This is a genomic window from Sphingomonas sp. BK069, from assembly GCF_014193405.1.
GTDB lineage: Bacteria > Pseudomonadota > Alphaproteobacteria > Sphingomonadales > Sphingomonadaceae > Sphingomonas.
On record NZ_JACHZH010000003.1, the window covers coordinates 125,266 to 138,429 of the forward strand.

At 71.7% G+C, this 13,164-nt stretch carries 16 protein-coding genes; 7 read left to right on the forward strand and 9 right to left on the reverse strand.

Features of this window, described 5'->3' with window-relative positions; all coding sequences use genetic code 11:
• Positions 1 to 121 precede the first annotated feature (121 nt).
• Entirely contained in the window at positions 122 to 718 is a 597-nt protein-coding gene (locus tag FHY02_RS11855; protein ID WP_183922268.1) for a TlpA disulfide reductase family protein, read from the reverse strand.
• Positions 719 to 734: 16 nt separating this feature from the next.
• Between FHY02_RS11855 and argH the strand changes: the two genes are divergently transcribed.
• The 5 genes from argH to FHY02_RS11880 all read left to right on the forward strand — a co-directional run bounded on the left by argH (position 735) and on the right by FHY02_RS11880 (position 5,567).
• Complete coding sequence (gene argH / locus FHY02_RS11860) at positions 735 to 2,114, forward strand: argininosuccinate lyase (protein ID WP_183922932.1); 1,380 nt, start codon at positions 735 to 737, stop codon at positions 2,112 to 2,114.
• Positions 2,111 to 2,356 (forward strand): hypothetical protein, encoded by a 246-nt coding sequence (locus FHY02_RS11865; RefSeq protein ID WP_183922270.1) that lies wholly within the window; start codon positions 2,111 to 2,113, stop codon positions 2,354 to 2,356. Before argH ends, FHY02_RS11865 begins: the two co-directional genes overlap by 4 nt.
• A gap of 211 nt (positions 2,357 to 2,567) precedes the next feature.
• Positions 2,568 to 3,824: a diaminopimelate decarboxylase gene (gene lysA, locus FHY02_RS11870; protein WP_183922272.1), complete on the forward strand. Its 1,257-nt coding sequence runs from the start codon at positions 2,568 to 2,570 to the stop codon at positions 3,822 to 3,824.
• 34 nt (positions 3,825 to 3,858) lie between these two features.
• Positions 3,859 to 4,617: a bifunctional precorrin-2 dehydrogenase/sirohydrochlorin ferrochelatase gene (locus FHY02_RS11875; RefSeq protein ID WP_183922934.1), complete on the forward strand. Its 759-nt coding sequence runs from the start codon at positions 3,859 to 3,861 to the stop codon at positions 4,615 to 4,617.
• On the forward strand, positions 4,614 to 5,567 hold the full coding sequence (locus FHY02_RS11880) for a zinc transporter ZntB (RefSeq protein WP_183922274.1): 954 nt from the start codon (positions 4,614 to 4,616) through the stop codon (positions 5,565 to 5,567). The genes FHY02_RS11875 and FHY02_RS11880 overlap by 4 nt, the downstream gene beginning before the upstream one ends.
• A 146-nt stretch (positions 5,568 to 5,713) precedes the next feature.
• Here FHY02_RS11880 and gloA read toward each other — a convergent pair whose 3' ends face one another.
• On the reverse strand, positions 5,714 to 6,226 hold the full coding sequence (gene gloA, locus FHY02_RS11885) for a lactoylglutathione lyase (protein WP_183922276.1): 513 nt from the start codon (positions 6,224 to 6,226) through the stop codon (positions 5,714 to 5,716).
• Between the two features lie 13 nt (positions 6,227 to 6,239).
• The gene (locus FHY02_RS11890) at positions 6,240 to 6,665 is read right to left on the reverse strand and encodes an organic hydroperoxide resistance protein (RefSeq protein ID WP_183922278.1); all 426 of its coding nucleotides are present in this window, start codon (positions 6,663 to 6,665) and stop codon (positions 6,240 to 6,242) included.
• Positions 6,666 to 6,790: 125 nt separating this feature from the next.
• On the opposite strand from FHY02_RS11890, the gene FHY02_RS11895 reads away from it, so the two are divergent.
• Entirely contained in the window at positions 6,791 to 7,231 is a 441-nt protein-coding gene (locus FHY02_RS11895) for a MarR family winged helix-turn-helix transcriptional regulator (protein WP_183922280.1), read from the forward strand.
• Here FHY02_RS11895 and FHY02_RS11900 read toward each other — a convergent pair.
• From FHY02_RS11900 to FHY02_RS11925, 6 genes are all read right to left on the reverse strand, one after another.
• Entirely contained in the window at positions 7,228 to 7,659 is a 432-nt protein-coding gene (locus tag FHY02_RS11900; RefSeq protein ID WP_183922936.1) for a MerR family transcriptional regulator, read from the reverse strand. The genes FHY02_RS11895 and FHY02_RS11900 overlap by 4 nt on opposite strands.
• A gap of 2 nt (positions 7,660 to 7,661) precedes the next feature.
• Positions 7,662 to 8,009 (reverse strand): integration host factor subunit alpha, encoded by a 348-nt coding sequence (locus FHY02_RS11905; RefSeq protein ID WP_311721630.1) that lies wholly within the window; start codon positions 8,007 to 8,009, stop codon positions 7,662 to 7,664.
• Between the two features lie 42 nt (positions 8,010 to 8,051).
• A complete protein-coding gene (locus FHY02_RS11910) occupies positions 8,052 to 9,032 on the reverse strand; it encodes a beta-ketoacyl-ACP synthase III (RefSeq protein WP_183922284.1) in 981 nt (326 codons plus the stop codon).
• A complete protein-coding gene (plsX, locus tag FHY02_RS11915; RefSeq protein ID WP_183922286.1) occupies positions 9,029 to 10,063 on the reverse strand; it encodes a phosphate acyltransferase PlsX in 1,035 nt (344 codons plus the stop codon). Before plsX ends, FHY02_RS11910 begins: the two co-directional genes overlap by 4 nt.
• A gap of 43 nt (positions 10,064 to 10,106) precedes the next feature.
• Positions 10,107 to 10,286: a 50S ribosomal protein L32 gene (gene rpmF, locus FHY02_RS11920; protein WP_028967316.1), complete on the reverse strand. Its 180-nt coding sequence runs from the start codon at positions 10,284 to 10,286 to the stop codon at positions 10,107 to 10,109.
• A 266-nt stretch (positions 10,287 to 10,552) separates the two neighbouring features.
• Positions 10,553 to 11,212, reverse strand: coding sequence for an MBL fold metallo-hydrolase (locus tag FHY02_RS11925; protein WP_311721371.1), 660 nt, complete (start codon positions 11,210 to 11,212; stop codon positions 10,553 to 10,555).
• A 192-nt stretch (positions 11,213 to 11,404) separates the two neighbouring features.
• On the opposite strand from FHY02_RS11925, the gene pabB reads away from it, so the two are divergent.
• Positions 11,405 to 13,150 carry an aminodeoxychorismate synthase component I gene (gene pabB, locus FHY02_RS11930; protein ID WP_183922288.1) on the forward strand — a complete coding sequence of 582 codons (1,746 nt, stop codon included), beginning with the start codon at positions 11,405 to 11,407 and terminating at the stop codon, positions 13,148 to 13,150.
• Positions 13,151 to 13,164 lie beyond the last annotated feature (14 nt).

Here is a 13,164-nt window from a genome sequence, read left to right on the forward strand (position 1 = left end):
GTGCAGCGCATGCTGCGCGTCGTTTCCTCGCGGAAGCATGGATCCCGGGTCAAGCCCGGGATGACGGCAAAGCCTCAGGCGGGGTGAGGCGCTCTCCTCCCCAACGGGGCCGAACGCGTCCTCACCCCGCCTCGGCGAGCAGTCCCTTGGCCTGTGCCCCGGTCCAGTCGAGGTCGCCGGTCACGCGCCAGACCTCCTTGCCCGCGGCGTCGTAGAGGATCGTCGTCGGCAGGTTGGCGCCGTAGGCGGTGCTCAGCGCCAGCTTCTCGTCGAGGAACGGCTCCAGCCTGGTGAATCCGCGCGCCTTGAGGAAGTCCTTCGCCTTGGCGGGCTCCATGTCCTGGCTCACCGCGACGACGCGCACCTTGCCGGCGAGCGCCCCCGCCGCGGCGTCCAGCGTCGGCATTTCCTTGACGCAGGGCGCGCACCAGGTCGCCCACAGGTTCACCAGCAGCGGCTTGCCGCCGCCCAGCGCGGCCAGCGTCGTGGGCGCCCCCGCCAGCGTGGTGAAGCCGGCGTTCGGGGCGGCCTCGCCCTTGTGGCTGCGATCGACCTTGTCCGGCCGCGTCGCGCCGGTGGCGGGCACCTCGTCCGCGCTCGCGCCGGCGGTGGCGTTGCCCGCCGCCGCGGCTTGCCCGTCGCCCCCCGAGCCCTTATCGCACGCGCTGACCGCCAGCGCGGCGCCGAGGAGACAGACGATCGCGACACGCGAGACCATGAGCGGTTCCAACCAGATGTGGGGCGGGCGGTTCGCCGAGGGTCCGGCCGCCGTCATGCGCGAGATAAACGCCTCCATCCCCTTCGACAAGCGGATGTGGCGCCAGGACGTAGCGGGCAGCCGCGCGCATGCCGCGATGCTGGGCGCGCAGGGGATCGTCTCTGCCGAGGATGCCGTCGCGATCGACGCGGGGCTGGCGCAGGTGGCCGAGCGCTACGAGGCCGAGGGCGTGCCCGACGATCTCGCGATGGAGGACATCCATATGCTGAGCGAGGCGCGACTCGGCGAGGTGATCGGCGGCGCGGCGGGGCGGCTCCACACCGCGCGCAGCCGCAACGACCAGGTCGCGACCGACTTCCGCCTGTGGGTGCGCGACGCGACCGACCAGGTCGTCGCCGCGCTCGACCGGCTCGACGACGCGCTGCTCGCGCGGGCGGAGGACCATGCCGCCAGCGTGATGCCGGGCTTCACCCACCTCCAGTCGGCGCAGCCGGTGACGCTCGGCCACCACCTGATGGCCTATCACGAGATGGTGCGGCGCGACCGCTCGCGCTTCACCGACAATCGCGCGCGCGCCAACCTCTGCCCGCTCGGCGCCGCGGCGCTGGCGGGCACCGGATTCGCGATCGACCGCGACGCCACCGCGCGCGCGCTCGGCTTCGACGCCCCGACGCGCAACAGCCTCGACTCGGTCAGCGACCGCGACTTCGCGCTCGATTACCTGATGGCGGCGAGCCAGTGCGCGCTCCATCTGTCGCGGCTCGCGGAGGAGTTCGTGCTGTGGGCGTCACAGCCCTTCGCCTTCGTGGCGCTGTCGGACCAATGGTCGACCGGCAGCTCGATCATGCCGCAGAAGCGCAACCCCGACGCCGCCGAGCTGGTGCGCGGGCACAGCGGGCGCATCACCGGCTGCCTGGTGAGCCTGATGGTCACGATGAAGGGGCTGCCGCTCGCTTATTCCAAGGACATGCAGGACGATAAGCCGCCGGTGTTCGAGGCGCACGACCTGCTCGCGCTGTCGCTGGCGGCGATGACCGGGATGGTGGAAAGCGCCACCTTTCGCACCGAGCGGATGCGCCAGGTGGCCGAGAGCGGCTTCGCCACCGCGACCGACCTCGCCGACTGGCTGGTGCGCGAGGCCGACGCGCCGTTCCGCGAGGCGCACCATATCACCGGCCGCGCGGTGGCGCGCGCCGAGGCGCTGGGCTGCACGCTCGACCGCGTGCCGCTCATGGAGCTGCAGGCGATCGACCCGCGCATCACCGACGCGGTGTATGACGTGCTGTCGGTCGACGCCTCGGTGGCGAGCCGGCGCAGCTTCGGCGGGACCGCGCCCGACAATGTCCGCGCCGCGATCGCCGCCGCGCGCGCGGAGCGGGCGGGAGAGGTGGCATGACGAGGCACCGATCACTCGTCGCGCTCGCGTGGGCGACCGTGCTGGCGGGGTGCGGCTCGACCCAGGCGCTCAAACCGGCGCCGGGCACGCCGCTGCCGGTGGCGCCTTATGGCGCCGCCGCGACCCCCGGGATCAACGACCTGCTCACCCCCAGCGTCCAGGCGCGCCCGCGCCGCACCGGCGAGGTGCTCACCCGCTCGCAGGAGCGCCAGAGCGACGAGTACGATCTGCCGCCGCGGTGAGGGCGCGGCGGCATGGGTCTGGAGCTCTCCACCTACACGCCGGAACTTGTTTCGGGATCCACTGGCCCGCATACGCCGCCGCCGAAGGTTGTGCGGCACCGTGGATGCCGAAACGAGTTCGGGATGACGCCAGGAGATGGGCGGGTGGCGGGAGCGATAACCTGCACCGTATGTGTCACGCCGACGCGCGAACCACGCTAGAAGAGATCCGATGGACCATTTTCACTATCGCGACGGAGAATTGTGGTGCGAGGGCGTGCCGCTCGCGCGCATCGCCGCGGACGTCGGCACCCCGGTCTACGTCTATTCCGCCAACGCCTTCCGCGACCATGCGCGCGCGTTCCGCGCCGGCTTGGCCGGCGTGCGTGACGCGCATCTCGCCTATGCGATCAAGGCCAACCCCAACGTCGCGGTGCTGCGCCTGCTCGCCGCCGAGGGCTATGGCGCCGACGTCGTCTCCGGCGGCGAGCTGGCGCGCGCGCTCGCGGCGGGGATGCCGGCCGACTCGGTAGTCTTCTCCGGCGTGGGCAAGACCGAGGCGGAGCTGGTGCGCGGGCTCGACGCCGGGATCGGCCAGTTCAACCTCGAGCTGGAGGAGGAGGGCGAGGCGCTCGCCCGGCTCGCCGCGGCACGGGGGATAACCGCGCGCGCGGTGCTGCGCGTCAACCCCGACGTCGACGCCGGCACCCACGCCAAGATCTCGACCGGGCGCAAGGAGAACAAGTTCGGCGTGCCGATCGACCAGGCGCCGGCGATGTTCGCGCGGCTGGCGGAGCTACCCGGCCTGTCGCTCGAGGGCGTCGCGATCCATATCGGCAGCCAGCTGTTCGACCTCGCCCCCCTCGAGGCGGCCTACCACCGCGTTGGCGAGCTGGTGGCCACCCTGCGCGCCGGCGGCCACCGCGTCACGCGAGTCGATCTCGGCGGCGGGCTCGGCGTCCGCTACAAGGAGGGCGACACGCCGCGCTCCCCGGCTGACTATGGCGCGATGGTCGAGCGCGTCACGCGCGACTGGGACGTTACGCTGATGTTCGAGCCCGGGCGTGTGATCGCCGCTAACGCAGGGGTGCTGCTCACCCGCGTGATCTGGGTGAAGCCTGGCGTGGTGAACCCCTATGTCATCGTCGACGCCGCGATGAACGACCTGGCGCGGCCCGCGCTCTACGACGCGTGGCACGACTTCGATCCGGTGGTGCCGAGCGGCGAGCGGGTCACCGCCAATATCGCCGGCCCGGTGTGCGAGACCGGCGACACCTTCGCCATGGCGCGCGAGATCGACCGCGTCGCCAAGGGCGACCTTGCGGTGTTCCGCAGCGCCGGCGCCTATGGCGCGACGATGGCCTCGACCTACAACAGCCGCGCGCTGGTGCCCGAGGTGCTGGTCGACGGCGACCGCTTCGCGGTGGTGGCGGACCGGATCGCGGCGGAGACGATCCTCGCCGCCGAGCGGGTGCCCGAGTGGCTGTGAGCCGGTGAGCGACTCGCGCGAGGTCGAAGCGGCGCTGCCGAGCCTGCCGGTGTTTCTGCGGCTGGCGGGACGGCCCGTGATCCTGGTCGGCGCGGGCGAGCCCGCCGCGGCAAAGCGTCGGCTGCTCGAGCGTGCCGGCGCGGTGATCGTCGGCGAGGACAATGGCGCGGCACGGCTCGCCGTGGTGGCGGACGACGAGGCGGCGGTGGCGCGGCTCAAGGCCCGCGGCGTGCTGGTCAACGCGGTCGACCGGCCGGAGCTGTGCGACTTCACCCTGCCCGCGATCGTCGACCGCGCGCCGGTGCTGGTCGCGATCGGCAGCGCGGGCGTATCGGCGGGGCTGGCCGCGGCGCTGCGCCAGCGGCTCGAGGCGCTGCTGCCCGCGACGCTCGGCCGGCTCGCCGAGGCGCTCCACGCCGCGCGGCCCACGCTTCGCATCGCGCTGCCCGACATGGGCGAGCGGCGCCGCGCGATCGGCGCCGCACTCGCGCCCGGCGGCGCGCTCGACCCGCTCGGCGCGCCCGCGCTCGACGATGTCGCCGGCGCGGTGATCGCGGCGCAGCCCGCCACCGGCCTCGCCCGCCTCCGCCTACGTTCGCACGACCCGGACGAACTGACGCTGCGCCAGGCCCGGCTGCTCGCCGCGGCCGACGTGGTGACGCATCGCGCCGACGTTCCGCCCGCGATCCTCGACCGCGCGCGCGCGGACGCCGAGCGGGTCGAGTGCGCCGCGCCGCCGCTCGCCCCCGCGACCGGGTTGGTGGTCGATCTCGCGATGGAGGAGGACCGATGAGCGGCACCGCCTGGCGGCTCACCGGCGAGGGCAAGGTCGAGGAGATATCGGTGAAGGGCGCGCTCGGCTGCGGCGCGCCGTTCGTGTGGGTTCACCTCACCACCAACGCCGAGCACGCGCAGACGTGGCTGCGCGACGAGGCCGGCCTGCCGCCCTATATCGTCGATTCGCTCACCGCCGCCGAGACGCGCCCGCGCGCCGACAAGCTGGCCGACGCCGCCTTCGTCAACCTGCGCGGACGCACCGACGAGGAGCTCGACGGCTCCGACATGCTCGCCTCGATCCGCATCTGGGCGGCGAAGGGACGGGTCGTCAGCGTCTCGCGCAAGCATCTGGTCGCGCTCGACGAGGTGGTGACGCAGATGCGCGGCGGCGCGATCCGCGACCCGGGCGACCTGATCGCCGCCTTCGCCACCGAGATCACCGAGGACCTCGATCCCGTGGTCGGCGATCTCGGCGACTGGCTGGACGATTGCGAGCAGAGGCTCGCCGCCGAGCATATCTTCGAGCTGCGCCGAGGGGTCACCAAGGTGCGGTCGGAGGCGATCAACTACCGCCGCTTCCTCGCGCCCCAGCGCGCCGCGCTGGAGAAACTGGCGACCCTGCCGGGCGACTGGCTCGCCGAGGACGATCGCGCGCACCTCTCCGCCGCGGCCGACCGTGCGGCGCGCATGGCGGAGGAGGTGGAGGCGATCCGCGAGCGCGCCGCGCTGGTGCACGAGGCGCTGACCGACCTGCGCGCCGAGCAGCTCGACCAGCGCGGGCTGGTGATCGCGATCGCGGCGATGGTGTTCCTGCCGTTGACGTTCATCACCGGTCTGTACGGGATGAATGTCGAGGGGCTGCCCTATGCCAAGGAGCCTTGGGCGTTCGACGCGATCATGGGCGTCTGCGCGCTGATCGCGGCGGGGACGGTGATCTATTTCCTGCGGCGGCACTGGTTCCGCTGAGCGTAGGCGGGGGCATTGCCCTTCATCGCTCCCCCGATCGTTGCCGTGCTCCTGCGCACGCAGGAGCCCAGAGCCGCGAGCGCTATCAATGCAGCCCTGGACTCCGGCGTTCGCCGGAGCACAGCGTCACTCGCCCAAGGCGCCTCCTACCCCGCCGCGACGACGCGCGCGGTCATGCTCGCGGGCGACAGGATCTCGATCCAATAGCCGTCCGGGTCGGTGACGAAGGCGATGTCGCGCATCTTGCCCTCGTTCGGGCGCTTGCGGAACGGCACGCCCAGTTCCTCGAACCGAGCACAGGCGGCCGCCACGTCGGGCACGGAGACGCCCAGATGGCCGAAGCCGCGCGGTTCGTCGTTGCCGCCGTGATAGCCGGCGAAGTCGGGGTCGCTCTCGGTCCCCCAATTGTGCGTCAGCTCCAGCGTGGTCTCACGCGTGAAGACGAAACGCGCGCGCTCCGCCGGGTCCGCCGGCACGCTCTCGTCTTCGCCAAGGAAGGCGAGGAAGTAGAGCGAGAAGCGCATGTCCTCGAAATCGAGCCGCTGCAGCAGCGTCATGCCCAGCACCTGCTGGTAGAAGGCCAGAGACGCCGCCGGGTCGCGCACCCGCAGCATCGTCTGGTTGAGCGAGAACCCCTCGGTTCCGGCAGGGCGGGGCATGAGCGAGTCTCCGTCAGGCGAGCGTGAGGCCGACGTCGACGTTGCCGCGGGTCGCGTTCGAATAGGGGCAGATCTGGTGTGCGGTCTCGACCAGCCGCTCCGCCACGGCGTGCTCGACCCCGGGCAGGTCGACGAGCAGGTCGGCGGTGATGCCGAACCCGCCCTCCGAACGCGGACCGATGCCGACGGTTGCGGTCACCTTGGTGTCGGCGGGCACTTTCACCTTGAGCTGCTGGCCGGCGACCTTGAGCGCGCCGATGAAGCACGCCGAGTAACCGGCCGCAAACAACTGCTCCGGGTTGGCGCCCTCGCCGCCGGCGCCGCCGAGCTCCTTCGGCGTCGAGAGCGCGACGGTGAGCTTTCCGTCCTCGGTACGTGCCTCGCCGTCACGCCCGCCGGTAGCGGTGGCGCGGGTGCTGTATTTGACGTCAACGGTCATGATGCATCTCCTATCGCGGCAATCGTTAGCTCGATATCAATGTGATATCCGTGCCAAGGAGGCTTGTCCAGCGATATTTGTATCGCGATAAGGAATGCGTTATGTGGCGGGAAAGGATGACGTGAATGTCCGTTCCGCTGCCGCTCGACCAACAGCTCTGCTTCTCGCTCTACGCCGCCAGCATGGCGGTCGGGCGCGCCTACAAGCCACTGCTCGACGAGCTCGGCATCACCTACCCGCAATATCTCGTGCTCCATGCGCTGTGGGAGCAGGACGGGCGCAGCGTCGGCGCGATCGCCGAGCGGCTCGCGCTTGAGTCGAGCACGATCACGCCGCTGGTGAAGCGGATGGAGGCGGCGGGTCTGGTCGAGCGTCGGCGCAACCCGGACGATGAGCGCCAGGTGCAGGTGTTCCTCACCGAGGCGGGGCACGCACTGCGCGCGCGCTGCGGCTGCCTGGCGGAGCGGCTGCTGGAGCGCTCGCGCCTGTCGATCGACCAGCTCGCCGCGCTCAACGGGCAGGTGCAGGCGCTACGCGATGCGCTGGTCGAGAGCAGCGGGGCTTAAGCGCGGTCGTCGTGCAACGCGGCGGCGATCCAGTCGCGCACCACCCGCACGCGCGCGAGCGTGGCGGCCTCGCCCTGCAACTCGCCGTGCGACGGCTTCGTCTCGCTAAGCGTCGGGGCGGCGGGGTCGCCCGGCGCGGGCGAGGCCGGGGACGTGGTGCCGCGGCGACCGCTGGGGCGCTCGCGCGCGAGCAGCTGCTGGACACCGCGGATGGTGTAGCCCTCACCGTTCAGCAGCGCGGCGATCCGCTCGATCAGGGCGACGTCGGCGGGGCGGTAGTAACGGCGGTTGCCGGCGCGGGTCACCGGGCGGAGCTGCGGGAAGCGTTCCTCCCAGTAGCGCAGCACGTGCGGGGCGATTCCGGTCGCCGCGGCGACCTCGCCGATCGTCCGGAAGGCGGCGGCGGATTTCTCGTCCGACGCCACGATCGTCAGCTGGCGCCCGCGATGCGGTCGCGCATCATCTGGCTGGCGCGGAAGGTCAGCACGCGGCGGGGCGCGATCGGCACTTCCACGCCGGTCTTGGGATTGCGCCCGATCCGCTCGCCCTTGTCGCGCAGCACGAAGGTGCCGAACCCCGAGATCTTGACGTTCTCGCCCTCCGCCAGGGCGCCGCACATCTTCTCGAGGATCTGCTCGACCATGCGCGCCGAATCCGCGCGCGAGAGACCGACGCGCCGGTGCAGCGCCTCCGCCAGATCAGCGCGCGTGAGCGTGCCCGCCTCCACCATGACCGCAACCCCCTTCGAAGTTAAATGACTGTCATTCCCGTTCGTTATAACGCAATCGTTATCTTGTCGATCGGTGACCGCCAGTCAGGGTCAGTAGCGCAGCACCGCGGCGCCCCAGGTGAAGCCGCCGCCCATCGCCTCGAGCACGACGATATGGCCCGGCCGGATGCGTCCGTCGCGCACCGCCTGATCGAGGGCGAGCGGCACCGAGGCGGCGGAGGTATTGGCGTGCTGGTCGACCGTCATCACGACCTTCTCGGCAGGCAGCGACAGCTTGCGCGCAGTGGCGTCGAGGATGCGGGCATTGGCCTGATGTGGGACGACCCAGTCGACCGACTCGGTCGGCAGCCCCGCCGCGACGAGTGCCTCCTCCATCACCGCGGCGAGGTTGACCACCGCGTGGCGGAACACCTCGCGGCCTTTCATGCGCAACTTGCCGACCGTGCCGGTGGTCGAGGGACCACCGTCGACGTAGAGCAACTCGTTGTGGCGACCATCGGCGTGGAGCCGCGTCGCCAAAATGCCCCGCGCCGCGGGATCGGCATTGTCGTCGGCCGAGTCGCGCGCCTCGAGCACGATCGCGCCCGCGCCGTCGCCGAACAGCACGCAGGTGGTGCGATCCTCCCAGTCGAGCAGCCGGCTGAAGGTCTCGGCGCCGATCACCAGCGCGCGGCGGTGCGCGCCGGCGCGGATCATGCTGTCCGCCACCTGCACGGCGTAGAGGAAGCCCGAGCAGACCGCGGCGACGTCGAACGCGACACAGTCGTTGATCCCCAGCATCGCCTGCACCTTGGTGGCGGTGGCGGGGAAGGTGTTGTCGGGCGTGGCGGTGGCCAGCACGATCAGGTCGATGTCCTGCGGCGTCACCCCCGCGGCGGCGATCGCGGCCACCGCGGCGTCGCGCGCCAGCGTCGCGGTGGTCTCGCCCTCGCCCGCGATATGGCGAAAGCGGATCCCGGTGCGCTCGACGATCCACTCGTCCGTCGTGTCGACCCGCTCGGCCAGCTCGGCGTTGGAGACGCGGCGCGCGGGGAGAGCGGAACCCGTCCCCGTCAGCACGGCCCGGATCATGCGGCGGCTTTCGCTTCGAAGTGGCGCAGGTCCTCGGCGATGCGGCGCGCCAGATCGGCCTTCACCATCTTGGCGGCATTGCCGATCGCGGTGGCGACGCCGCGCTCGTTGGCGCTGCCGTGGCTCTTGAGCACCAGCCCGTTGAGGCCGAGGAAGACCGCGCCATTGTGGTTGTTGGGATCGAGATGGTCGCGCAGCAGCTCGGTGGCCGGGCGCGAGATCAGGAAGCCCAGCTTCGAGCGGACCGAGCTGGTGAAGGCACGCTTCAGCAGGTCGCCGACGAAGCGCGCGGTGCCCTCGGCGGTCTTGAGCGCGATGTTGCCCGAGAAGCCGTCGCACACGATCACGTCATGCTCGCCGCGCGACAGCCGGTCGCCCTCGACGAAGCCGGTGAAGTTCATCGGCAGATGCCCCGCGACCCGCAGCATCTGCGCGGCGTCGCGGATCTCCTCGGTGCCCTTCTGGTCCTCGCTGCCGATGTTGAGCAGCGCCACCCGCGGCGACTCGAGATCGAGCGTGGTGCGCGCATAGGCGGCGCCCATCACCGCGAACTGGACGAGGTTGCGCGCGTCGCACTCGGTGTTGGCGCCGAGGTCGAGCACCACCACGTCATTGTCGCCCAGTGTCGGCAGCAGCGCGGCGAGCGCTGGTCGGTCGATCCCGGGCATGGTGCGGAGCGACAGCTTGGCCATCGCCATCAGCGCGCCGGTATTGCCCGACGACACCGCCGCGCCGGCGCGTCCCTGCTTCACCAGATCGATCGCCACACCCATCGAGGTGGTGCGCGCGCGGCGGATCGCCTGGCTCGGCTTCTCGTCGCCCGCGATCACGTCGGGGGCGTGGACGATCTCGGAATGCTGCGAGAGGTTCGGGTGACCCTTGAGCCCCTCCGCGATCGCCGCCTCGTCGCCCACCAGCAGGAAGCTGACGTCGTCGAAGCGGCGGCGCGCGCGCGCCACCCCGGCCAGCATGACCGCCAACCCCTCGTCACCGCCCATCGCATCGACGGCGATCCGGGACCTGTCGGACATCACTGGACCCAACTCCTGATGCTCAACCGCGGGAGACCCGCGATCAGGCGTCGACCGCGATGACCTCGCGACCGTTGTAGTGACCGCACGCGGTGCACAGGTTGTGCGGGCGCTTCAGCTCGCCGCAGTTCGGGCATTCCTGGAACGCCTCGACCGACAGCGCGTCGTGCGCGCGGCGCATGCCGCGGCGGGAGGGGGAAGTCTTTCGCTTGGGGACGGCCATCGCGGCACCTTGATCTATCTAAGAGTTCGTAACAGCGACGAGCCGATGTCCGAGGCCGCGCGGCCGACGCATGAGCCGGCCGCGGCGGACAGCCGGGCATCGGCTCGTATCGCGAAGCCCCGCGCCTATAGCGATTTCCGCCACTGTTGCAAGTCGCCGTCACCTGTCTCTCCGCTGCGTCACCAACGAGCGAGCGGCGCAATTGATGCCGCCGGCAACGAAGCGCAAGTCCCCGCGCCTTCACGCGAATCACTCACGACCGAGGATCATTGCGCCAGCACCCGGTCGCTCACGAACATGTTGTGGCGGCGTTCGTGCGCGAAGGTGCTCGGCTGGCCGTGGCCGGGGATGAAGGCGGTGGCGTCGCCCAGCGGCCACAGTTTCGTGACGATCGACTCGATCAGCTGCGGGAAATTGCCCTGCGGCAGGTCGGTGCGCCCGATCGAGTTCTGGAACAGCACGTCGCCGACCTGCGCGAAGTGCGACGGCGCGTGGTGGAAGATGACGTGGCCGGCAGTGTGCCCCGGCGTGTGATAGACGTCGAGCACCAGCTCGCCGACGCGCACCGTGTCACCCTCGACGAGCCAGCGGCTCGGCTCGAACACGGTGCCCTCGACGCCCCATTGCCGGCCGTCCTCGTCGAGCCGCGCCAGCCAGAAGCGATCGTCCTCGTGCGGCCCCTCGATCGCGACGCCGAGCGAGTCGGCGAGCGGCTTGGCCGCGCCGGCATGGTCGATATGGCCGTGGGTGAGCAGGATCTTCTCTACCGTCACGCCGGCACGCGCGATCGCGGCGGTGATCTTGGGCAGGTCGCCGCCGGGATCTACCACCGCGGCGCGCATCGTCGCGGTGCACCAGATCAAGGTGCAATTCTGCTGAAGCGGGGTGACCGGGATGATCGCCGCGCGCAGCGGGGTGTCGCTCATTGCTCGCTCCTGAGATCGCTTTTGGCGCGGTCCGGAGCGCCGCGCGCGCCCCGCATAGCCGCGGCGCCCGCGCTTGTCACAGCCATCGGCGCGCGCATCCGGAGCCGAATTGTCGCTCTTCCCGCGACTTCGCAGCGACGAGTCGCGGCGAGCCGACTTGCCGGCGCGGCGGCGCGCGGGCATCACCGTGCGATGGTGCTCGAACCGCCCTTCGTGCTGCTCGACGACGCGCGACCGGGTGCGGGTCCGGCGCGGCTTTACACGAACCCGCGCCGCGTGCTGCGCACCGACACGCTCTCGGCTGTGCCGGCGGTGCTGCGCGAGGCGGCGGGGGCGGACGCGGCGGGCTTCCTCTCCTACGCCGCCGGCGCGGCGTTCGAGCCGAGCGCGGGGGTGGCGCCGCGCGCGGCCGACGCGCCGCCGCTCGCGTGGTTCGGGCTGTTCGACGGCTGGCAGACGGTAAACGACGTCGCCGCGCTGCTGCCCGAGGCGGCGGCGAGCTGGGTGGGCGCGCCCGAGCCCGAGCCGACGCGCGACGACTACGACGCCATGTTCGCCCAGGCGCAGGCGCTGATCGCGGCGGGCGACCTCTACCAGCTCAACCTCACCTTCCGCGCGCGCGTGCCCGTGCTGGGCGACCCGCTCGCACTCTATGCGCGGCTGCGCCCGCACGCGCGCGCCGGCTGGGGCGCGATCGTCGCCACAGGGGAGCACTGGCTGCTGTCCTTCTCGCCCGAGCTGTTCGTCGCGCTCGACGGCGACCGGCTCACCTGCCGCCCGATGAAGGGGACGGCACGGCGCGAGAGCGAGCCAGCGGCGGACCGCGCCGCGGCCGAGCGGCTCGCCGCGGACCCCAAGCAGCGCGCCGAGAATCTCATGATCGTCGACCTGATGCGCAACGATCTCGCGCGAGTCGCGGTCGCGGGCAGCGTCGCCGTGCCCGAGCTGTTCGCAGTGGAGAACTATCCCAGCGTCCACCAGCTCACCTCGACGGTCACCGCCGCGCTGGCACCGGGGTGCGACGCCGCCGACGTGCTCGCCGCGCTGTTCCCGTGCGGCTCGATCACCGGGGCGCCGAAGGTGCGCGCGATGCAGGCGATCGCGGCGATCGAGCGCGGCAGCGCGCGCGACGTCTACACCGGCGCGATCGGGCGGATCGACGCGGGCGGCGACGCGCAGTTCAGCGTCGCGATCCGCACGCTGACGCTCGCCGCGGGCGCTGGCGCGGCGCTGCTCGGCGTCGGCGGCGGGATCGTCGCCGACTCGCGCGCCGACGAGGAGTGGGACGAGGCGCTCGCCAAGGCCGCCTTCGTCGCGCGCGCGGTGACCACGCCCGACCTGATCGAGACGATCGCCTTCGACCCGCTCGAGGGACTGCTGCTGGTCGACCGCCATCTCGCGCGGATGAAGGCGAGCGCGGCGGCGCTCGGTTTCGGCTTCGACCGCCACGCCGCGCGCAACGAGCTCCAGGCGGCGACCTTCCGGTTGCGCGAGCGCGCGCGCGTGCGGCTGCTGCTGGCGCCCTCGGGTGCGATCGCGATCGAGGTGACCCCGCCGCCCATGCCGCGGCTCGCCCCGCTGCGCGTCGCGCTGGCGCCCCTGCCGGTGACGCCGCAGGACTGGCGGCTGCGCCACAAGACCAGCGACCGCGGCTTCTACGATCGCGCGCGCCGCGCCGCGGGCGCGGACGAGGTGGTGTTCATCGCGCCCGACGGATGCCTCACCGAGGGCAGCTTCACGACCGTCTTCGTCGAACGCGGCGAGACGCTGGTGACCCCGCGCACGGGCCCGCTGCTTCCCGGCGTGCTGCGCGCCGAGCTGATCGCGCAGGGCCGCGCGATCGAGCGTGATCTCACCCCGGACGACCTCGCCGGCGGGTTCCTGCTTGGCAATGCGCTGCGCGGGCTGATGCCGGCCACGCTCGCGGTTGCACAATGAGGACGCTCGTCGCA